General features: G+C 49.0%; 23 protein-coding genes. 19 read left to right on the forward strand and 4 right to left on the reverse strand.

Translation table 11 applies throughout. From position 1 onward, the window contains the following. The first annotated feature begins 177 nt into the window (after positions 1-177). Positions 178-1,809, forward strand: coding sequence for an alpha-glucosidase family protein (locus GM173_RS07630; RefSeq protein ID WP_203570762.1), 1,632 nt, complete (start codon positions 178-180; stop codon positions 1,807-1,809). Between the two features lie 70 nt (positions 1,810-1,879). Here GM173_RS07630 and GM173_RS07635 read toward each other — a convergent pair whose 3' ends face one another. After that, positions 1,880-2,248, reverse strand: a complete 369-nt coding sequence (locus GM173_RS07635) for a 50S ribosome-binding protein YggL (RefSeq protein WP_203570763.1) — start codon at positions 2,246-2,248, stop codon at positions 1,880-1,882. 181 nt (positions 2,249-2,429) lie between these two features. Here GM173_RS07635 and cysE point away from each other — a divergent pair, with 181 nt between their 5' ends. The 10 genes from cysE to GM173_RS07685 all read left to right on the forward strand — a co-directional run bounded on the left by cysE (position 2,430) and on the right by GM173_RS07685 (position 10,684). Next, positions 2,430-3,182, forward strand: coding sequence for a serine O-acetyltransferase (cysE, locus tag GM173_RS07640; RefSeq protein ID WP_203570764.1), 753 nt, complete (start codon positions 2,430-2,432; stop codon positions 3,180-3,182). A gap of 112 nt (positions 3,183-3,294) precedes the next feature. Then, the gene (gene iscR / locus GM173_RS07645; protein ID WP_203570765.1) at positions 3,295-3,771 is read left to right on the forward strand and encodes a Fe-S cluster assembly transcriptional regulator IscR; all 477 of its coding nucleotides are present in this window, start codon (positions 3,295-3,297) and stop codon (positions 3,769-3,771) included. Positions 3,772-3,831: 60 nt separating this feature from the next. Beyond that, positions 3,832-5,046 carry an IscS subfamily cysteine desulfurase gene (locus tag GM173_RS07650; RefSeq protein ID WP_203570766.1) on the forward strand — a complete coding sequence of 405 codons (1,215 nt, stop codon included), beginning with the start codon at positions 3,832-3,834 and terminating at the stop codon, positions 5,044-5,046. A 133-nt stretch (positions 5,047-5,179) separates the two neighbouring features. Then, on the forward strand, positions 5,180-5,563 hold the full coding sequence (iscU, locus tag GM173_RS07655) for a Fe-S cluster assembly scaffold IscU (RefSeq protein ID WP_203570767.1): 384 nt from the start codon (positions 5,180-5,182) through the stop codon (positions 5,561-5,563). 67 nt (positions 5,564-5,630) lie between these two features. Beyond that, positions 5,631-5,954 carry an iron-sulfur cluster assembly protein IscA gene (gene iscA, locus GM173_RS07660; protein WP_157669734.1) on the forward strand — a complete coding sequence of 108 codons (324 nt, stop codon included), beginning with the start codon at positions 5,631-5,633 and terminating at the stop codon, positions 5,952-5,954. 121 nt (positions 5,955-6,075) lie between these two features. Next, entirely contained in the window at positions 6,076-6,606 is a 531-nt protein-coding gene (hscB, locus tag GM173_RS07665) for a Fe-S protein assembly co-chaperone HscB (RefSeq protein ID WP_203570768.1), read from the forward strand. A 456-nt stretch (positions 6,607-7,062) separates the two neighbouring features. Further along, positions 7,063-8,919 (forward strand): Fe-S protein assembly chaperone HscA, encoded by a 1,857-nt coding sequence (gene hscA, locus GM173_RS07670; protein ID WP_203570769.1) that lies wholly within the window; start codon positions 7,063-7,065, stop codon positions 8,917-8,919. A 10-nt stretch (positions 8,920-8,929) separates the two neighbouring features. Next, positions 8,930-9,268 carry an ISC system 2Fe-2S type ferredoxin gene (fdx, locus tag GM173_RS07675; RefSeq protein ID WP_203570770.1) on the forward strand — a complete coding sequence of 113 codons (339 nt, stop codon included), beginning with the start codon at positions 8,930-8,932 and terminating at the stop codon, positions 9,266-9,268. A gap of 165 nt (positions 9,269-9,433) precedes the next feature. Beyond that, positions 9,434-9,628 (forward strand): Fe-S cluster assembly protein IscX, encoded by a 195-nt coding sequence (iscX, locus tag GM173_RS07680; protein WP_203570771.1) that lies wholly within the window; start codon positions 9,434-9,436, stop codon positions 9,626-9,628. Positions 9,629-9,748: 120 nt separating this feature from the next. Further along, complete coding sequence (locus tag GM173_RS07685) at positions 9,749-10,684, forward strand: HD-GYP domain-containing protein (RefSeq protein WP_203570772.1); 936 nt, start codon at positions 9,749-9,751, stop codon at positions 10,682-10,684. A gap of 33 nt (positions 10,685-10,717) precedes the next feature. Here the strand turns inward: GM173_RS07685 and GM173_RS07690 are convergent, their stop codons facing one another. Beyond that, positions 10,718-11,002 (reverse strand): hypothetical protein, encoded by a 285-nt coding sequence (locus GM173_RS07690; protein WP_203570773.1) that lies wholly within the window; start codon positions 11,000-11,002, stop codon positions 10,718-10,720. Positions 11,003-11,164: 162 nt separating this feature from the next. On the opposite strand from GM173_RS07690, the gene GM173_RS07695 reads away from it, so the two are divergent. After that, positions 11,165-11,476, forward strand: a complete 312-nt coding sequence (locus GM173_RS07695) for a DUF2322 family protein (protein WP_203570774.1) — start codon at positions 11,165-11,167, stop codon at positions 11,474-11,476. Between the two features lie 60 nt (positions 11,477-11,536). Here GM173_RS07695 and GM173_RS07700 read toward each other — a convergent pair whose 3' ends face one another. After that, positions 11,537-12,907, reverse strand: coding sequence for a DEAD/DEAH box helicase (locus tag GM173_RS07700; RefSeq protein ID WP_239078422.1), 1,371 nt, complete (start codon positions 12,905-12,907; stop codon positions 11,537-11,539). 277 nt (positions 12,908-13,184) lie between these two features. Here GM173_RS07700 and prmB point away from each other — a divergent pair, with 277 nt between their 5' ends. Then, positions 13,185-14,093 carry a 50S ribosomal protein L3 N(5)-glutamine methyltransferase gene (gene prmB / locus GM173_RS07705; protein ID WP_203570775.1) on the forward strand — a complete coding sequence of 303 codons (909 nt, stop codon included), beginning with the start codon at positions 13,185-13,187 and terminating at the stop codon, positions 14,091-14,093. A gap of 56 nt (positions 14,094-14,149) precedes the next feature. Here the strand turns inward: prmB and GM173_RS07710 are convergent, their stop codons facing one another. After that, entirely contained in the window at positions 14,150-15,448 is a 1,299-nt protein-coding gene (locus GM173_RS07710) for a GGDEF domain-containing protein (protein WP_203570776.1), read from the reverse strand. Positions 15,449-15,768: 320 nt separating this feature from the next. Here GM173_RS07710 and GM173_RS07715 point away from each other — a divergent pair, with 320 nt between their 5' ends. From GM173_RS07715 to GM173_RS07740, 6 genes are all read left to right on the forward strand, one after another. Further along, entirely contained in the window at positions 15,769-16,788 is a 1,020-nt protein-coding gene (locus GM173_RS07715) for a methionine ABC transporter ATP-binding protein (RefSeq protein WP_203570777.1), read from the forward strand. Continuing rightward, entirely contained in the window at positions 16,782-17,450 is a 669-nt protein-coding gene (locus GM173_RS07720; protein ID WP_203570778.1) for a methionine ABC transporter permease, read from the forward strand. The genes GM173_RS07715 and GM173_RS07720 overlap by 7 nt, the downstream gene beginning before the upstream one ends. Before the next feature lie 165 nt (positions 17,451-17,615). After that, positions 17,616-18,392, forward strand: coding sequence for a MetQ/NlpA family ABC transporter substrate-binding protein (locus GM173_RS07725; RefSeq protein ID WP_203570779.1), 777 nt, complete (start codon positions 17,616-17,618; stop codon positions 18,390-18,392). 124 nt (positions 18,393-18,516) lie between these two features. Further along, the gene (locus tag GM173_RS07730) at positions 18,517-20,337 is read left to right on the forward strand and encodes an adenylate/guanylate cyclase domain-containing protein (protein WP_203570780.1); all 1,821 of its coding nucleotides are present in this window, start codon (positions 18,517-18,519) and stop codon (positions 20,335-20,337) included. After that, positions 20,334-20,852, forward strand: coding sequence for an SH3 domain-containing protein (locus tag GM173_RS07735; protein WP_203570781.1), 519 nt, complete (start codon positions 20,334-20,336; stop codon positions 20,850-20,852). Before GM173_RS07730 ends, GM173_RS07735 begins: the two co-directional genes overlap by 4 nt. Continuing rightward, positions 20,849-21,712 carry a M48 family metalloprotease gene (locus GM173_RS07740; RefSeq protein WP_203570782.1) on the forward strand — a complete coding sequence of 288 codons (864 nt, stop codon included), beginning with the start codon at positions 20,849-20,851 and terminating at the stop codon, positions 21,710-21,712. Before GM173_RS07735 ends, GM173_RS07740 begins: the two co-directional genes overlap by 4 nt. Positions 21,713-21,735 lie beyond the last annotated feature (23 nt).

A 21,735-nucleotide genomic window follows, 5' to 3' on the forward strand; every position in this document is an offset into this window, starting at 1 on the left:
TTTACGTTTGTTTTCTGATGCAATAATGATGCGGACAATCTTAAATACTAGGGAAAATCCTAGCGCAACACAGCACAAGAATCTTATGCTTTGCTCAGGAACAGACGCAAGCTTTGCTGTAATAAAATTACATCTTCTCTGCAAAAGCACACACTTTTTCGCAAGGAAAGCGACATAATGGCAAAAAAAAATCCAGACTGGTGGCGTGGCGCGGTGATTTATCAAATCTATCCGCGCAGCTTCAAAGATAGTAATGGCGATGGTGTCGGCGATTTGCGCGGCATTATCCAGCAGATGCCTTACTTACAGTCACTCAATGTTGATGCGTTGTGGATTTCGCCATTTTTTAAATCGCCGATGGCGGACTTTGGCTACGATGTCAGTAATTATCGGGAAGTTGATCCGCTATTTGGCACGCTAGACGATTTTGATGAACTACTCAAAGTCGCACACAAGGCCAAGCTCAAAATCATCATCGATCAGGTGCTATCACACACCTCAGATCAACACGAATGGTTTAAAGAAAGCCGCAGCTCACGCGACAACCCCAAGGCCGATTGGTATGTTTGGGCCGACCCGCAAGCCGATGGCACACCGCCGAATAATTGGCTCTCAGTGTTTGGCGGTAGCGCTTGGCAATGGGATAGTCGACGTTGCCAATACTATTTGCACAACTTTTTAACCAGCCAGCCTGATTTGAACTTCCACTGCAAAGCGGTGCAAAAAGCAATTTTGGCTGAGGTTGAATTCTGGCTGGAGCGTGGCGTCGATGGTTTCCGCTTTGATGCCTGTATCTTCCATTTCCATGACCAACAGCTACGCAATAATCCACCTGCAAAAGTAGCCGACACCACCAGCGTCGCGGCGAGCAATCCCTACGGCATGCAGCAGCATTTATATGATAAGTCGCAACCAGAAAATATTAAATTTTTGAAAAAGCTGCGCAAATTACTGAATAAATACAAAGCCGCCAGCATCGGCGAAATTGGCGACGATGATTCACCAAGCCGCATCGCCGAATACACCGAAGGCGGCGACAAATTTCATCAAGCCTACAGCTTTGATTTATTGACCGAAACTTTCAGCGCCGCGCACATTCGCAGTATCGTTGAAACGATGGAAGGCAAATTTGCCGCACTTGAACAACCCGGCTGGACTTGCTGGTCGATTGGTAATCACGACGTACCGCGTGTGGCGACTCGCTGGGGTAAAGGCACTGGCGGCGCGCCGTTTTCTAAATTGATGATGGCGCTGCAAGCCAGCCTGCGTGGCTCGGTCTGCCTGTATCAAGGTGACGAACTTGGGCTCACCGAAGCCGACATTCCATTTGAATTGCTACAAGACCCGTACGGCATTACCTTCTGGCCCGAATTCAAAGGCCGCGACGGCTGCCGCACGCCCATGCCGTGGCAAGCGGGTGCCGCCAACGCAGGCTTCACTGTTGCTCAGCCTTGGCTACCGATTCCAGCCGAGCACGCCCTTGCGGCAGTTGATACCCAAGAAAAACCACGCGAATCCGTACTCAATTTCAGCCGCCGTTTTTTAGCTTGGCGGCGTAAAAATACGGTGCTAGTGACGGGTGAGATTCAATTTTTAGCCGCCACTGAACCCATCCTGCTATTTGAGCGTAGCAATGGCAAAGACCACGTCTTAGTGGCGTTTAATTTGAGCGATCAAACCCAAACCATCGCACTCCCCAAAGGCTGGGAAAAAGTCACTGCGATGGATGGCCATGGTTTGATGGGCGGCGCAGTCGACAAAAAACACATCGTCCTTAAGCCATGGGGAGGATATTTCGGGCAACTCTAAGGTAGTCCATTTAAGGGTATATGCCAGAAATAATTAAAGATATTAAATCACTTGCATATACCCAACCAAATCAACCCCAACCGTACCAAGCATCATCCAGCTCAGCTTCGCAGCTTGCGATTTGCTTTTGCGCTAATAAAGCAGCGCGAATTTCGACCAGCAACTCTGGCGTGACCGAGGCAAAATCGCTCACAATCATCAATTCAGCCTCGCGCACTGGTGCCTCATCTGCCCCGCCCGTCATCGACAATTCACGCTCGGCCAACCAGTGGTGTAAATCGTCAGCCCACAGCGCAAAATCTGCTTCGGATAAGGGCGTAGCAAACTGGACTTTGACTACGGCTAGCCATTCTTGAAAGTCAGCCAAATACATTTTTTTGCGCTGACGACGATTCAAGCGCCGTATCCAGCGCTGAGACGGTTGTTTATCAAGACGCATCACAACTCCTTAAATTGAAAGAATAAACATAGCTCGATCGAGCCAAGGTATTACACACCAACTCCTCAATAATCCAAGCAGTGTACACGCTCAATCCAAACTGTCGGGAATCCAGCCTCCCTTTTGCCGGAAAAACCGAGTAAAATAGTCAGTCATTCCGTACTAATTTAAAGCAACAGCTATGCTAGACCGTTTGCGTGAAAATATCCGCGTGGTTTTCGACCGCGATCCTGCCGCCCGCTCGACCTTGGAAGTGGTGACCTGTTATCCCGGATTTCATGCACTCAGCCTACACATCATCGCGCATGGCCTCTGGCTGCGTGACTGGAAACTACTGGCACGTATGGTCTCGCATGCTACGCGATTCTTGACCGGCATAGAGATACATCCGGGTGCAACGATAGGTCGCCGGGTATTTATTGATCATGGCATGGGCATTGTCATCGGCGAAACCGCTGAAATTGGTGACGATTGCACGCTGTATCACGGTGTGACTCTAGGTGGCACCTCATGGAACCATGGCAAACGCCACCCAACTTTAGGCAAAGGCGTGATTATCGGTGCGGGCGCCAAAATTCTCGGACCAATTACTTTGCATGATGGCGCCAAAGTAGGCTCTAACGCGGTCGTGGTGAAAGACATTCCAGCCAATGCCACTGCAATTGGGATTCCTGCCCGTGTGTTAACGGCCAAAGTAGAACAAGCTCGCGAAGAAAAAGCCGAGCAACTGGGGTTTTCGGCTTACGGCGTCGGTGCCGATATGAATGACCCAATGGTCAAAGCCATCCACGGCCTACTTGATCATTCGGTCACCACTGACAAACGCCTTGAAATGGTGCTGGCTCGGCTTGAACAACTCGGAGTCGATTGCGCCGAAGAGCGCGCCACGGCCGATAAATTTGACCCTAATTATCTTAATCAAATCGTCGATTAAATCAGCGGCCTACAGCAGCAATACCCGACTAATTTAATCAGGAATATACTTGACCAAATTAGTCGGGATTGATACCATCAAGCCATAAAATAAATCAGCAAGGAAATACACCATGCGCTTAACCACCAAAGGCCGCTTCGCCGTGACCGCAATGCTCGATGTGGCACTACGGCAAACTGGTGGCCCTGTTACTTTGGCAGGGATTAGCGAACGGCAGCACATTTCCTTGTCGTATTTAGAGCAGTTATTTGGCAAATTACGTCGCTGCGAATTGGTCGAAAGTGTACGCGGCCCTGGCGGTGGCTACTGCCTCGCACGCCCAGCCAGCGAAATCAATGTGGCAGAAATCATTAAAGCAGTTGACGAGCCTATCGATGCCACACAGTGCGGCGGCAAAGAAAACTGCCGTGACGAAGGCCGCTGTATGACACACGATTTATGGAGCGATCTGAGCACCACGATTCATGACTATTTATCGAACGTGACGCTGGGCGAACTGATTGAAAAACAGCAAAAAAAACTGAAACGTTGCGCAGATAAACCCGGTGTTCTGCAAGACAAACGTGCTAGCCACATCGCCACTCACTGATGACACGGGGCTTTACCCTACGATTTTGAAATCGGAACATATTCAATTGGAAAAAGCACAATGAATCCAAAACATCCAATCTATCTTGATTACTCGGCCACGACGCCAGTGGATCAGCGCGTTGCCGCCAAGATGATTCCTTACCTCACCGAAATGTTTGGTAATCCCGCTAGCCGCTCACATCCTTATGGCTGGGAGTCTGAAGCAGCAGTCGAAGAAGCACGTGAGGAAGTGGCCAAACTCGTCAACTGCGATCCAAAAGAAATCGTCTGGACTTCAGGCGCTACCGAATCGATCAACTTGGCTTTGAAAGGTGCGGCGCACTTTTACCAAACCAAGGGCAAACACATCATTACGGTAAAAACCGAGCACAAGGCGACGCTAGACACCGTGCGTGAACTCGAGCGCGAAGGGTTTGAAGCAACGTATTTGGATGTCAAAGAAAACGGCTTGCTCGATCTTGAAGCATTCAAAGCAGCAATCCGCCCAGACACGATTTTGATTTCCGTCATGTTCGTGAATAACGAAATCGGCGTGATTCAAGACATCGCGACGATTGGTGAAATCTGCCGCGAACGTGGCATCGTGTTCCACGTTGATAGTGCGCAAGCGACTGGCAAAGTGGCGATTGATTTATCCACGCTCAAAGTTGACCTGATGAGTTTCTCGGCGCACAAAACCTACGGCCCCAAAGGCATGGGTGCTTTGTATGTTCGCCGTAAACCTCGTATTCGCCTGGAAGCGCAAATGCACGGTGGCGGTCATGAGCGCGGTTTCCGCTCAGGCACCTTGGCAACGCATCAAATCGTCGGCATGGGCGAAGCGTTCAAAATCGCCCGTGAAGACATGGTTGAAGAAAACCAACGCATCGGCGCACTGCGAGATCGTTTGTGGAATGGCTTGAAAGAAATCGAAGAAACTCATTTGAATGGCGACATGGAACAACGCGTTCCGCATAACTTGAACGTGAGTTTCAATTATGTTGAAGGCGAATCGCTGATTATGGCACTCAAAGACTTGGCGGTTTCATCAGGCTCTGCCTGTACCTCTGCTTCGCTTGAGCCATCGTACGTGCTGCGCGCTTTAGGCCGCTCTGATGAATTGGCGCACAGCTCGATTCGCTTCACGATTGGCCGCTTCACCACCGAAGCTGAAATCGATTTTGCGATTGAATTAATCAAAAGCAAGATCGACAAGCTGCGTGCCTTGTCGCCATTGTGGGATATGTATAAAGAAGGCATCGATATCAGCACCATCGAATGGGCTGCACATTGATTTGCTAGGGGTAAGGCGTGAGAGGTGAAGTGTAAAACCCCCTTCACTTCTTACCATACTGGATTTTTGGGCAGGGCGGCGAATGAGAACAACACCTCACGCCTCACACCTCCCTCCTCACTGGAGAATTAAAATGGCATATAGCGAACAAGTACTCGACCACTACGAAAATCCACGGAACGTGGGTGCGTTTGAAAAAGGCGACGACACCGTGGGTACCGGCATGGTCGGCGCGCCTGCCTGTGGCGACGTAATGAAACTGCAGATTAAAGTTGGTGCCGATGGCCTGATTGAAGACGCAAAATTCAAAACCTATGGCTGTGGCTCAGCGATTGCATCGTCGTCCTTAGTGACTGAATGGGTCAAAGGCAAAACGCTAGACCAAGCTTTAGCGATTAAAAATACCCAAATCGCCGAAGAGCTCGCTTTGCCGCCGGTTAAAATTCACTGCTCGATTTTGGCCGAAGACGCCATCAAAGCGGCAGTTGAAGATTACAAGCAAAAACACGGCAATTAATATCTAGGTATTGCCCGCTAGTCATTACCAAATAAAGCCTAGCGAGCCATACCTACTGGAGTCTGCAATGGCACTAACATTGAGCGAGGCGGCAGCGAATCACGTTGCCAATTTCATCAAGAAACGCGGCAAAGGCCTTGGCATTCGCTTGGCGGTAAAAACCTCAGGTTGTTCAGGCATGGCCTACAAACTTGAATTTGTTGACGTCGAAAGCGATACCGATCTGGTGTTTGAAAGCTTTGGTACCAAAATTTACACTGACGCCAAATCGTTAGCTTACTTAGATGGCACCGAACTTGATTACACCAAAGAAGGCCTCAACGAAGGGTTTAAGTTTAATAATCCCAACGTAAAAAATGAATGTGGCTGCGGCGAAAGCTTTGGTGTGTAAGGCTGCGCCAGTGAGGCGTTAGGAGTAAGGCGTGTGGTGTAAAACCTAAACGCACCTTATCTACCTTTACACCTTACCCCTAACACCTAACACCTCACTCCTCACTCCTCACACAAAACCCATGATCAATTTCGCCCAATCCCATTTCGACCTGTTTGACCTGCCCACCGCGTTTGCAATCGATGCCAAATTGCTCGATACCCGCTACCGCGATGCCGTGGCGCAATATCATCCAGATCGCTTTGCAACCGCCAGTGATGCGGACCGCCGCATGAGTTTGCAAGCCACCACCCATATCAATGAAGCGTATCAGACCTTGAAATCAGGCCTCGCTCGGGCGCGTTATTTGCTCAAATTGGCCGATGTGGATACGCAAGAAGAAACCAATACAGCAATGCCGATGGACTTTTTGATGGCGCAAATGGAATGGCGCGAAGGGATTGCGGATGCCAAAGCCAGCCAAAATTTAGATGCCCTCGAAAACCTCGCCAGCGAAATGCGCGCCGAAATGCAAGCCTTAGAGAGCAAACTCGCCACGCAAATCGATGCGCAACAAGACTATATCAATGCAGCGGTGAGCGTGCGAAAATTACGTTTTATGGAAAAGCTGGATCAGGAAATTGGGGATGCGATTGAAGCTATTTTGTATTAAGTGCGGCATTTACAATCGGATAGTCGTTTTAATCGGGCTGCTGTTGTCTGCCTGTACAAATACGACTCAAATCGCACTAGAAAAACCTAAATCAGAAAGAGTACAAACTCCTCAATTTGCTTGCATTTCAATTGCAGATCAAACAAAAAGAAATGGCGAAATTTCGCATCGGATTACCTAGCTTCCAACGATTAGAAAGCACCTAGGTTCGAACATAAAATTTGCTGTTGATGGACAATTAACTAAGCAATGTGAGTTTACACAATTAAAGATGGTTCAAAGTACAGGCAATAGTGAACTTGATGAAGCCATCATGAAAGAACTACAAGAAGTTCGACTACCCACACAAGATTCGACCAAAGAAATAGAAAACTTCAAACTTAGGTTCAGAGAAAGGCCCTAAAAACCCTTTTTAATTAGGTCGTAACCCTTAGTTGAAGACAAAAGAGATATAACATGGCTTTGCTGCAAATTTCAGAACCCGGTCTTTCCGCTGCACCGCATCAACATCGTTTGGCAGTGGGCATTGACTTGGGTACGACGAATTCATTAGTCGCAACGGTTAAAAGCGGCAGCGCGGTGTGCTTGCCCGACCATGATGGCCGTACGCTGTTGCCTTCGGTCGTGCATTACGGCAAGGACGATGAGTTATTGATTGGTCATGCCGCACAGCAAAAGCAAAATGAAGATCCAAGCAATACGCTGGTTTCGGTGAAGCGTTTTATGGGTCGTGGCATCAATGATATTGCCGACCTTGCGACGCCGTATCGCTTTGTTGACGAGCCGGGCATGCTCAAAATCGTCACGCGTGCGGGGATTAAAAGCCCCGTCGAAGTCTCCAGCGAAATCCTCAAGAATCTGAAAACCCGCGCGGAAGAAAGCCTAGGCGGCGAACTGGTTGGCGCGGTGATTACGGTGCCCGCTTATTTCGACGACGCGCAACGCCAAGCCACCAAAGACGCCGCAACGCTGGCGGGTCTAAATGTTTTGCGCCTGCTCAATGAGCCAACCGCCGCAGCAATTGCGTATGGTTTGGATAATGCGAGTGAAGGCACTTATGTGATCTACGATCTGGGCGGCGGCACGTTTGACGTATCGGTACTCGAACTAACGCGCGGCGTGTTTGAAGTCCGTGCGACTTCCGGCGATTCGCAACTCGGTGGCGACGATTTTGACCACCGAATTTATTGCTGGATTTTAGAACAAGCCGGCATTCACGGCCCGAATCCAAACGACACGCGCCTGCTACTCACGCGTGCGCGCGAAGCCAAAGAAGCGCTCACCGATCATCTCAGCACGCAAATTACCGCAGTGCTCTCCGATGGCGCAATTGTTGATCTAACGCTGAGTGCCGAACAGTTTCACACAATGACGGCGCATCAAATCAGCAAAACGCTGTTGCCGGTAAAAAAAGCATTGCGCGATGCAAAATTAAACATCGAAGACGTCAAAGGCGTGGTATTGGTGGGTGGCGCAACGCGGATGCCACATGTGCGCAAAGCGGTGCGTGAATTATTTAACCAAGAACCACTCACCAATCTCGACCCCGATAAAGTCGTTGCGATTGGCGCTGCGATTCAAGCCAATGTGCTGGCGGGCAATAAAGGCGACGACGATTGGTTACTACTGGATGTAATTCCACTCTCACTCGGTCTTGAAACCATGGGCGGCTTGGTCGAAAAAGTCATTCCACGCAATAGCACGATTCCAACGGCGCGCGCCCAAGAATTCACCACGTTTAAAGACGGCCAAACGGCGATGGCGATTCATGTGTTGCAAGGCGAGCGTGAACTGGTAAGCGATTGCCGTAGCTTGGCGCGCTTCGAATTACGTGGCATTCCGCCGATGGTGGCGGGTGCTGCGCGAATTCGAGTCACCTTCCAAGTCGATGCCGATGGTCTGCTATCGGTTTCTGCACGCGAACAATCGACCGGCATCGAAGCCAGCATCGCCGTGAAACCATCGTATGGTTTGGGCGATGATGAAATCAGCCGCATGCTGACTGAATCAATGACGCACGCGCAAGTCGATGTGCAAGCTCGCAAACTCGCCGAAGCTCGCGTTGAAGCCGAAAGTATCGTTACGGCGGTACTTGTCGCCCTCGACACCGACGGTCAATTACTGAACGATGCCGAACGCGCGCAGATTGAAACCGCGATTGCGAATGTGCAAACGGCCTCGACCGCAGGCGACGCCGATGCGATTATCGCCGCCACCGAGCAACTCAATGTAGCCACCGATGAATTTGCGAGCCGCCGCATGAATGCAGCGGTCAAACGCGGACTGGCTGGCCATAAAATTACTGAGATTTAAGGATTTTCTGATGACACAAATCGTCGTTTTACCTCACCCCGTATTGTGTCCAGAAGGCGCAGTATTGGACGTCACCCCCGGCACCACCATTTGCGATGCGCTGCTGGCCAATGACATCGAAATTGAGCATGCCTGTGAAAAATCGTGTGCCTGTACCACTTGCCACGTCTTGGTGCGCGAAGGCTTTGCCAGCTTAAATGAAGCCGACGAACTTGAAGAAGATCAACTTGATAAAGCTTGGGGTCTAGAAGCCTGCTCACGCCTGTCGTGCCAAGCCGAAGTTGCGGAAACGGATCTGGTGGTTGAGTTGCCGAAATACACCATCAACCACGCCCGCGAACACCATTAATTACGCGTGAGGCGTGAGGCGTGAGGCGTGAGGCGTGAGGCGTGAGGCGTGAGGCGTGAGGCGTGAGGCGTGAGGCGTGAGGCGTGAGGCGTGAGGCGGCAATAGTATATTCATACAGCCCTTTATTAAAAAAGCCTACAAAGCAATACTTAGTGGAGAACAATCATGAAGTGGACTGATAGCCGCGATATCGCGATTGAGTTAGCCGACAAATTTCCAGATGTTGATCCAAAAACCATCCGCTTTACCGATCTACGGGATTGGGTACTGGCGCTAGAGGGTTTTGATGATGATCCCAAGCATTGCGGCGAGAAAATCCTCGAAGCGATCCAATTAATGTGGATGGATGAAGCCGAATAATTTTGGACGAGTGAGCGATTTGGCCATTTATCCATTTTGCATAAAACTAAGGTGAAACCTCATTTCTCCGTGCATTAGATTCCGCTAAACTACCGCTTTTGCCCTTTCTCGGCCAATTGCATGCCCCCAACTCATTTATCTGCCGCGCAGCATTTACTCGCTGCTCGGCAGCAATTAATGCCGCTACTGGCGCTCGAACCGAGCGAACACAGTGTAGTTGCACAAGTCACCGAACTTGTCGCGCATATTTACGCCAGTTGTGAAAAAAGCGCTGATGTGGCGCTGGCGATGATTCAGCTTGATCTGGATGCACCGTATGCAATTCGCCACGCGATCAATGTGGCCGTCATTGTCAATTTGGCTTTACAAAATCTGGGGCAAAGCAAAGAAGAACGCTGGCATTTTGTCGCCGCGGCACTGACGATGAACATCGGCATGTATGAGCTGCAAAACACCTTGTCGCAGCAAAGTACGCCACTCACCGATGAACAAAAGATTCACATTCGCCAGCATCCAACGATTAGTCGTGAATTACTCCGTAGCGCCGGCGTGGCAGATGCGATCTGGCTCGAATGCATTTCTCAACATCACGAAGCACCAGACGGTAGCGGCTATCCACTCAAACTCGCAGGCGATGAAATTTTATTTGGCGCGCGCCTGATTGCTATCGCCGATCGCTATTGCGCTCTACTTTCAAATACCACCTATCGCAGCAGCCAATCAGCTGACGTGGCATTGCAAAACTCACTCAATAGTGACGGCGGCAGCATCGACGACAAACTACTCAATTTGTTTACGCAAACCATCGGCAGCTATCCACCCGGATCAGTGGTGCAGCTCAATAACGGTGAAAGCGGTGTAGTCAGCAAATATGATCAGCAAACGCGTGCACCACATGTGTACGCGCTATTTACCCGTGATGAGCAACTCTATGAGCACCCACCAATACGTCAGTGCCATTTAACTGAATTTGGTATTCATAAAGTACTCGATAATCGCATCGTTGCAGGGGCAATGCCGCTCACCTTTATTTGGGGGGCAGCGGCGCAGAGATAATAAAAAAGGCTTCTTCTCGAAGCCTTTTTCACTTTATTTAACAGCCGCAGTCGCTGACGCTGGCTTGCCTTTACCACCATGTGGGCAATTTGCTCGCATATACTCACGAGCCGCACGGCGCTCTTGAGCCGTCAACACACCGTCTTTATTGGTGTCCATTTGATCAAAGCGTGCATCAGACATTTTTTGATGTTCAGCTTTGGTGAGATCGCCTTTGGGTTTCATCTCTGCAGATGGACAAGTTGGACCAGCAGCGAACACAGCGGAAGTCGACAACACAGCTACCGCGAGTAAACCAGCTTGAATTGATAAACGCATTTTCATTCTCCAAGTAAATCAAACTACACCATGCAGCTTGAACTAAGTCAGCAAAAGTTTTCTTGCATCGCTGTCTTGCCTTGCCATAAAACTTTTGCACGAGTACTTATGTGATATAACGTCGCAAACTCAATTTGCGTTGACACCACAAGAGAGGAAAACATGAATTTCAACGAACAGCTGGCTTTATTACCAACGATTGAACATCTCGCAGCATTGGAATTATTGGATGGCGAACAAATCGTCGCGCGCATCGAAAACAAACCCGGCCAAGCTGGCAGCGTGCGCGTATACCATGCGCTATTTCAAGAATTTGGTGCCATTGATAGCTTGGCGGCGCAAAAAGGCTTACGCATTTATGCAGAACACACCGCGGATGCGCAAGCCTTTCCAGGCAAACATCCAAATATCGACCGCCTGATTGAAATTGCAGCCAACCAGCACGCGCTAGCAGTGCGGATGATTGAGGCTTAAATTTTTCCGTCGCCAACATAAAAAAATGGACTCCAAAGAGTCCATTTTTTGTGGCCAACGTTAGGCTTTACTGCGCTTAGGCGGCTGAAACAAGGCGGCAATTTGTGGTGGGCGTTTTGGCAACTTAGGCAAATTGTTTGGAAACGCAGGGACTTCACTGGCTTCGCGCTGCGCCCGAGATGGCATACGATCACGCCCTTGATAATCCCTTACCCCTTGATCTTGCTCACTATGATGACGGCGCTCAGCACGCGCTGGGCGCTCGTCAATCACTTGAATCGTACCGGGCGAGAAACCATGCACTGGGGTCAAAGGCATGTCACGGTTCAACAGCTTTTTAATTCCTTCGTAGGCCTTGCCCTCTTCAGGAGCTACCAAAGAAATCGCCACACCCGTGGCACCCGCACGGCCAGTACGACCAATCCGGTGTACGTAGTCTTCGGGAGTGGTTGGTAATTCATAATTCACCACAAACGGCAAATCAGTCACATCCAAACCACGCGCGGCGACATCGGTTGCGACCAATACTTTGATCTCACCAGCTTTAAATTTATTCAGCGCTTCGGTGCGCGAGCGTTGATCACGATCACCATGAATCGCTTCGCAACTAAAGCCGGCGCGTTTTAAATCACGCGCCACTTGATCAGTGCCGACTTTGGTACGACAAAACACGATCACTTGCGTCATTTGATGCACATGAATCAAATGCGCCAGCAATGCACGTTTACGCGCAGTTTCCACCGGATGCAATTCTTGTTTAACCGACTCATTGGCTGAATTTTTACGCGCTACTTCAATCTTGACTGGCTCATGCATAAACTGCTGAGACAATTTCAAAATTTCCGGTGCAAACGTCGCCGAGAACAATAGCGTTTGCTTGCGATTGGTGCACAAATTGAAAATCGTTTGAATATCTAGGATAAAGCCCATATCGAGCATACGATCGGCTTCATCAAGGACCAGAATTTCAACTTGAGATAAATTAATTGATTTTTGCTGAATATGATCAAGCAAACGACCAGGCGTGGCGACCAAGACTTCAACGCCTTCACGCAGCGCAGGGATTTGGCCTTTAATATCAACGCCGCCATACACTACATGGCTACGCAAACCAGTGCCTTTGCTGTAGGTGGCCACGTTGGCATAAACTTGATCGGCTAACTCACGCGTCGGTGCTAGGATCAAAGCACGAATCGGATGACGCGCAGGTGAGGCGCTATGATTGGCATGGCGAATAATGCGCGTCAAAATCGGTAAAGTAAACGCGGCGGTCTTGCCTGTTCCCGTTTGGGCAGCGCCCAATACGTCTTTACCTTCCAGAATCACTGGAATTGCTTCGGACTGGATTGCGGTCGGGGTTTCATAGCCTTGCTCGACAACCGCCTTCAAAACTTCAGGCGCCAAGCCTAGTGATGCAAATGTGATACCCATTACGCTCCAATACTGCAGAAAAACTAAAGGCAGCACTTTACACCAAATGGGCCTTTATGCCTACCACGCACTGATCTTGCAGCAGCGATTTACTGAAAAAATAAAGAATAAAACCAAGCATTTAAGGGCAAGCCCAGCTCAAGCGATTTTGCATACTCAGTCGATTGATTGACCCGCCATCACGCGTCCAGCAACAAATTTCGACTCAGATCAGTGCAAATGCATTCATTCGCAGTAAACTAGCGGCTCTCACTGACCCACTCTTTGGAGCCACCGTATGTACGATATCGCCCGTGAACATCTGCGCACAGTGCGTGATCTGCACCGCTTTGCCGTCAGCCGTTTTAATACCGCTGAATTATTTTATGGTCACGGCACCACTGAAGCGTGGGATGAAGCCGCTTATTTGATTTTAGCGACGCTTAAACTCCCCATCGACCGACTTGAGCCAGTATTTGACGCGCATTTATTGCCCGAAGAAATCGCCCAAGTACTTGATGTGATTCAAGAGCGCGTGGTCACTCGCAAACCCGCTGCTTACTTAACCAAAGAAGCGTATTTAGGTGAGTTTAAATTTTATGTCGATGAACGCGTCATCGTGCCACGCTCGTTTATCGCCGAAATTTTGTTTAACGATGGCTTAGAGCCCTATGTTGAACATCCAGAACTGGTGCATCGCGCACTTGATTTATGCACCGGCTCGGGTTGTTTGGCGATTTTGATGGCGCATGCCTTCCCTGATGCGGCAATCGATGCGGTTGATTTATCACCCGATGCACTGGATGTGGCCGAACTCAACGTGATTGACTACAGCTTGGGTGATCGGATCGATTTATTGGATTCAGATTTGTTTGAAGCCATTCCTGATGAAACTTACGATCTGATTATTTCTAATCCACCGTATGTCGATGCCCACAGCGTTGAAGAATTGCCGCCGGAATATTTACATGAACCCGAACTCGCGCTCGGCAGCGGTGAAGACGGACTTGATATTACGCGCCGGATTTTGAGCGAGGCCACCAAACACTTAAATCCACACGGGGTCTTGGTCGTCGAAATCGGTCACAACCGTGATGAGCTCGAAGCGCAATACCCAACGCTACCGTTTGTGTGGCTTGCTACTGAATCTGGCGACGGATTTGTATTCTTGCTAACGCGAGAAATGCTCGTCGAAGCTGGACTTTAAATAGCAAGGTATATCCGTCTAATTATTCAATTTCAATATCTAGACGGATATACCTATCAACCCAATTCGACTCGGTTACGGCCATTGTCTTTTGCTCGATACAAAGCGGCATCGGCTCGCTCAATTAAAGAACTAAACTCCTCACCTTGCGCGCGCATCGCTACGCCACACGAACAGGTTACCGTCATCGAATCAGGCCACGCGGCATTGGCCACACTAGCTCGCAATTTCTCTGCTAATTTCGCCGCTTGCGCCAAATCCGTATTCGGGCACACCACCAAAAATTCTTCGCCACCCCAGCGCACCAACGCATCACTACTACGAATTTCACTCAGCACCAATTGCGCAAACTGCCGCAACACCGTGTCGCCCACCGCATGCCCGTAATGGTCATTCACCCGCTTAAAATGATCCAAATCAGCAAATAACACGCTCATTCCTGCCGACATCGGCATTTCGCCTTGCCATTGCTGAAGTAAAAAATCACGTAAACCTTCTCGATTGAGTGCGCCAGTGAGCGGGTCGAGCTGGATTTTATTACTCAAGACTTCTGCCTGAATTTCCAGCACCCGATTAATCGTTTCCAATTCATGCATGCGTGCACGTTTTGTTTGATCTCGCTCCCGATAAGCCAGTAGCTCCATAAACAACCAAACAAAACAAAAAATCAACCATGCCGCGACGATCAGCGTCAAAACCTGCGTCAAACTCAACCATTTACCATGAAACTCCAAGGCTCGCATTTCGATCTGGTGCAGTCCTGTTTGCACCTTACCCGGCGTAGCAATCTCGATCTGCGTCACATTGTCCAAACGCATATCACTGCTAAAAATCGGTACATCTCGGTCGTCAACCCACCAAGATGCCACGCGAAAATACTTCAAAGGCACGCTAAACGCCTCGCCCTTCGGCGGTGCAAATTCTAATTCGTTGACTTTACTGGATAAGGGGTCGTCTAATTTTGAAATGTCGGCTTCAAAATTGCGTAAATAAACGCGTACTTTCTTAAATTCAGGCCCTCTCAAATCCATATCAAACACAACTCGGTCAAACTTTGACAAATCAACACCTTGCGCCGTATTCGAAAGCGCAATGCTCATTTCACAAAACGGCCATTCGTATTGATTCTTTTGTAAATCGCATTGCAACTGCAGCGCGCCTTGGTTTCTTGCAAACTTCGCCACACTGGCACCGCCTTGTGATCGATCATCAAGCGCGGTGATTTGATACGGTGTCTGCGTATCAATCCGCAACACACGGCTCATTCCAAAATGCTGCCATATCAATAAGCCCATCGAGAGCAGCATCAAGATCACCATCGCAATACGTAAAAAATTAATCGTACGATTAGACATTCCAACTCCAAAACCAAGTGCAATAAACCACACAGCGCAGCCATTCAATTTAGTGACTACCGCCGATAAAGGCGAGAAATTGAGCAATAATTTACCAATCAGGCTCGATGCTCAGCAAAATTCATACAGGAGCAGGATCAATATTTGCAGCGCAAAATGCGGACAAATCCTTGCTAGTTAGCACATCTAGCAATTGTCAGACTACACAATCCTGTGTAGTTTGTCGCGCCGATACAAGCCCACATATTTACCTTGCCGCATTGAATATGCTTAATGAATACTGTCGGTATTCGATCTTCATTCGGCCTTTAGGTCTGCACATGATTCAACTCAAAAATTTAAGTAAATTTTATCGCGTCGATGGCCGAGAAATCCCTGCGCTGAAACGGATTGATCTTACGATCAACGCTGGCGAGATTTTCGGTGTGATTGGCCATTCTGGTGCGGGAAAATCAACACTAATTCGCTTGATTAATCTCTTAGAACGCCCCACTGGCGGCTCGGTCTTCGTCGACGGCACAGAGATTACAACGCTCTCCAACAGTGATTTACGCTTGGAGCGGCAAAAAATTGGCATGATTTTTCAGCATTTCAATCTGCTTTCGGCCAAAACCGTGGCCAACAACGTAGCCTTTCCACTGCAAGTCGCAGGTGTATTAGATAAAGCCGCGATTCAACGCCGCGTTGCTGAATTGCTTGAACTGGTCGGGCTATCCGATCACGCGGATAAATATCCGGCCCAGCTCTCTGGCGGACAAAAGCAACGTGTCGGTATTGCGCGGGCACTAGCAAATAATCCCAAATTACTACTGTGCGACGAGGCCACTAGCGCCCTCGATCCACAAACAACCCAATCGGTGTTGCAACTACTACTCGAAATCAATCAAAAACTCAATCTGACCATCGTGCTGATTACGCATGAAATGGACGTGATTCGTACCGTATGTGATCGCGTAGCGGTAATTGATGGTGGTGAAATTGTTGAAATGGGGCCTGTAACGCAAGTCTTTTTGCATCCCAAACACCCAACCTCACGGCGCTTTGTATTTGAAAGCGAGCACATCGATGAAAATCGCCAATTTGAAGACTTCAATCATGTGCCCGGCAAGATCGTACGGCTTACCTTTATTGGCGAATCGACCTACAAATCCTTACTCGGCGATATGGCACGCGATTTTGGGATTGATTTTTCGATTCTGGCAGGACGTATTGAACGCATCAAAGGCACGGCATGCGGCCAGCTAACCCTTGCGTTTACTGGGGAGGATGCCAATATTGCCGCTTGCTTAGCGCGATTTACAGCAGAAGGGATTGATTTTGAGGAGTTACGCGCATGCTAAATGATTTTTTTAGCAATATTGATTGGGCAGAAATCGGCCTTGCTACGCTCGATACGCTAACAATGCTCGGCGGATCACTGCTGTTTACATTAATACTGGGACTGCCTCTAGGCATTTTGTTGTTTCTAACTAGCAAACGGCAATTGCTGGAGCAGCCTTATGTTTATGGAATTTTGTCATTCATCGTGAATATCCTGCGCTCGGTGCCATTCGTGATTTTACTGATTATCATGATTCCATTCACAGTCTTGCTCACAGGCACCTCGCTGGGTGTCGCCGGCGCAATTCCGCCGTTGGTGGTGGGCGCAACGCCATTTTTTGCCCGCTTGGTTGAAACCGCATTGCGCGAAGTCGATCGCGGCATTATCGAAGCCACCCAAGCAATGGGAGCCAGCACCAGCCAGATTGTTTTTAAAGCCTTACTTCCTGAAGCAATGCCGGGCATGATGGCCGCGGTGACGGTGACCGCGATTACCTTGGTTTCGTATGCCGCAATGTCAGGCGTGATTGGCGGCGGTGGCTTGGGAGATTTAGCGATTCGCTTTGGCTATCAGCGCTTTCAAACTGACGTGATGATCGTTACCGTGCTGCTATTACTGGTTTTGGTACAAGTACTACAAATGATCGGTGATCGCTTAGTGATCCATTTCAGCCGCAAATAAACTCAAGTGAATTTATTTAGCTCTATTTAATCTATAAAATTAGCGCTAAATAACCGTAATATACATCCCTAGATGCGCAGCGGTGGAAAACCCTGATCCCGCTGCGCTATAAAATTCAGGACAATCCATCCTGAACTATTCAATTCATCCCACAAGGACGCCATGATGAAAAAAACACTAACCGCCATTGCCCTCGCCGCACTTGCTTTCTCTGCTCACGCTGCTGAAAAACTCACCATCGGTGCCACCGCGATACCGCACGCCGAGATTCTAGAATTTGTAAAACCAGCACTGAGCAAACAAGGTGTCGATTTGCAAATCAAGGTGTTTACTGATTACGTACAACCTAATGTGCAAGTCGCAGAGAAAAAACTCGACGCGAACTTCTTTCAGCACCAACCTTACCTTGGTGAATTCAACAAAGGCAAAGGCACGAATTTAGTCAGCGTAGCGGGCGTGCATATCGAGCCATTTGGCGCGTACTCAACTAAAGTAAAAAAACTGGCTGACTTAAAAGAAGGCGCAACGGTTGCGATTCCGAATGATGCTACCAATGGCGGCCGTGCCTTGCTCTTGCTCGACAAAGCCGGTGTGATCAAACTGAAAGACAATAAAAACATCTTGGCCACCAGCAAAGACATCGCGGAAAACCCGAAAAAACTCAAAATCCGCGAACTCGAAGCGGCGACTTTGCCACGCGTATTGGGTCAAGTTGATGTAGCACTGATCAACACCAATTACGCCTTGGAAGCAAAACTCAACCCAAGCAAAGATGCGTTGATTATCGAAGGTAACGATTCACCGTACGTCAACATCTTGGTGGCTCGCCCTGATAACAAAGACAGCGCCGCACTGAAAAAACTGAGCGCCGCTTTGCAAAGCCCAGAAACTAAGAAATTTATCTTAGAAAAATACAAAGGTGCAGTTGTTCCTGCGTTTTAATCGCGAAAGCAGCAACCCGCTAAGATAGCAACCCGCTCACAAAAAAGAGGTAAAGCACTGCTTTACCTCTTTTTTCATTTGAATCTTCGCGCTATAAAGAGACTTCACTGTATTAGGTCGCCGTATGTTGCGAAAATTATCCTACTCCACTTTATTAGCCATCATCATCGGCTTGATTGCACTCGATTTTGCTTGGCTGAATATCGGACTTATTATTGATCAGCGTTTTGGCGACGTATTGCAGCGCCAGCTGGCGCAATCTCGCCCTGCCAGCAACGACATTATCATCATCGATATTGACCAAAAAAGCTTGGAAGAAATGAACGAAAAAGCAGAGAGCGGTAGTTGGCCTTGGCCGCGTTCGATTCATGGTGAAATGGTGCAATACATCGCAGCACAAAACCCCAAAGCAATTGTATTTGATATTTTATTTAACGAACCAGACACCTTTCGACCTGAACACGACCAGATTCTGCAACAATCAATTGCTGACTTAAAAAATGTCTATTTCCCCTATCAAAAATTACCCGATGGCGATGGCAAGAAACTTGCCGACTTACCAAAGTCACTAGGTATATTGCCAAATCCGAACGCTAACAAGGCAGCCAGAGCAACACTCCTGCTACCTAATGTAATCCAGCAAGAAAAATGGCAAGGTGGGCTGATTAATTTCAATGCCGATAGCGATGGAATAGGTCGCTATTATCTGGCTCATGCAAATGTCGATGGTTGGCTAATTCCATCCTTACCAGACAAACTCGCTCGTGATTTTAACTGGCCAAAACATGATGCTGAGCGAACTCGCCTGAACTGGCAAACAGGTAGGCAGCATATTCCATTTTCAGATGTTTACCTCGCCGCCAATAGCGAACAATCAAATCGTCCCGCTAATGAATTCAGCAATAAGATTGTGATTATTGGCACGGCTGCTCCCGGACTACAAGACCTACGCCCAACTTCGATGGGTCAGCTTTACCCTGGTGTAGAAATCCTTGCCACGGCGATTGATAACCGCAAACACGGTGATTGGCTGCGCGATGTACCGCGTATTTACTTCATCGTAGTAGCGCTGCTGTTGTGCAGTCTATTGGCGTGGGGCTTTGCAATTAATCTCAACACGATGACACTAGCGGCAAGCATGCTGGGTATATCGCTGCTGGCGGCACTGAGTATGTGGTTGGGGCTTAAACACTATTATTTCTTACCGCTCGCCTCGGCGATCGCTTGGGCGTGGCTGTATTTCTGGGTGGCGGCGCTGGTGTCGTATTTGGCCGAAAAAGCCACGCGTGAGCACGCGATTGCACTGTTTTCACGCTTTTTGGATTCACGCGTCGTTGGTGAACTGATTTCCAGTGGCGAAATTGATCTGCATAAACCGGCTGAAGCACGCGAAATCACTGTCTTATTCTCTGACATTCGTGGTTTTACTACCCTTTCCGAAAGCCACGATGCTGCGTATATTGTCCAACTACTCAATCGCTACTTCACCTTGCAGGTGGAAATTATTTTCAAACACGGCGGCACTTTGGACAAGTTCATTGGCGATGCCATCATGGCCTTTTGGGGCGCGCCCGCGAACGATCCAGAGCATGCCCGACACGCGATTGAAGCCGCACTCGAAATGTCACAAGCTTTAGAACAATTCAAACTCGAGTTGAAAGATTTAAATGCTCATTTTGATGTCGGAATTGGCATTCACACCGGTTCAGCCGTAGTGGGTTTTATCGGCTCCGAGTCGCGGCTCGATTACACTGTGATTGGTGACACAGTGAATTTATCCTCACGGATTGAAGGGCTAACCAAAGGCAAAGCACGAATCTTGGTATCTGACAGCACTCGCGCCGCTTGCGCAGAACATTTCAACTTTATTGAACACGGCAGCCATACTGTGAAAGGCCGTGAACAAGCTGTACAACTCTTTGAACCTCAGGAGAAAAACCAATGAGGCCGCTTCTTCCCCTCGCATTTGTTTTAGTCAGTAGCAGTGTTTTAGCCCAATCGGGTACCGTAGTACGCAAAACAGATTTACGCGACAAACCGTTTCTCGATGCGGCCGTCATCGCGCCGATTGCCGCCAATACGCCGATTGAAATCCAAGCCAATAAAGGCGCTTGGATGCAAGTCAAAGCTGCCAATGGTCAGGTAGGCTGGATTAAACTACTGAATGTACGCACCAGTGGCGGCGGCACCAATAGCAGCAGCCTCGCACTGGGTAATGTCATCAAAACGGGGTCTTCTGGCCAAACCGTAACAACAGGGGTTAAAGGACTATCAGCTGAACAAATTCGGCAAGCCGAACCCAACCCCGCTGAGGTAGAAAAAATGGATAGCTACGCCAGCACGCAAAGTGAAGCCACTCGCGCCGCCGTACAAGCCAAATTAATTCCGCAAGACGTCGCCGCACTCACCACCAGCACCAGTTCCGCCACCAGCGCACCAAGCAACGGGAGACGCCCATGATCCGCTACTCACTCCGCCTCTTGCTAGTCAGCAGCCTATTGGCCGTGCCAGCGCATGCACTTGACTTGGGCAAATTACTGACCACAGAAAATATCGAATCAGTCGGTAAAATCCTCAATAACACCGTCGAAGCCAATAAAACCATTACCCCACAGCAAGAAATTGTCATGGGGCAAGGCGTGATGGCGACTTTGCTTGGCGCAGCTCCGTTGGTCAAAGACCCTGCGCTACAAAAATACGTCAATCAAGTCGGTATGTGGGTCGCGGCGCAATCGGAACAGCCGAATTTAGGCTGGCGTTTTGGCGTGATGGACAGCCCGAATATCAACGCGTTTGCCGCTCCCGGCGGTTACATCTTAATTACCCGTGGGCTATGGGACCATATTCGTAGCGAAGCCGAACTCGCCGCAATTTTGGGGCATGAAATTACCCATGTACTCAAAAAAGACCAAATCGAAGCCATCAAAAGCACCAATCGCGGCGCGATTTATGAAGAATTATTGGTACTCGGCGTCAACAACAAGGTCAAAGGTGGCGGAAAAGAATTAGGCCGCAAAGCCGCCAAAGCCACGACTGAGGGTTTTTATATCAAAGGCCTCTCCAAGGACGCAGAATACCAAGCCGACATCGGCGGTATGGTGCTCGCTGCACGCGCCGGCTACAACCCATACGCAATGGTCAGTGTGCTACAAACACTAGGCAACGTTAGCCCAAGCGACACCGCTGTTGCGCTCTTTTTTAGCACGCACCCTAGCCCACAAGATCGGCTTGACCAAATCGACGCCAAGGTGGGCGATCAGCTGGAAAAATACGCCGAAGGGGTAGAAAACACCGCACGCTTTAGCAAACTGAAAAAATAAAGGCTTATCTAGCGCGTTTTAAA

This window comes from Deefgea chitinilytica, from assembly GCF_016881405.1.
GTDB classification, from domain to species: Bacteria; Pseudomonadota; Gammaproteobacteria; order Burkholderiales; family Chitinibacteraceae; genus Deefgea; species Deefgea chitinilytica.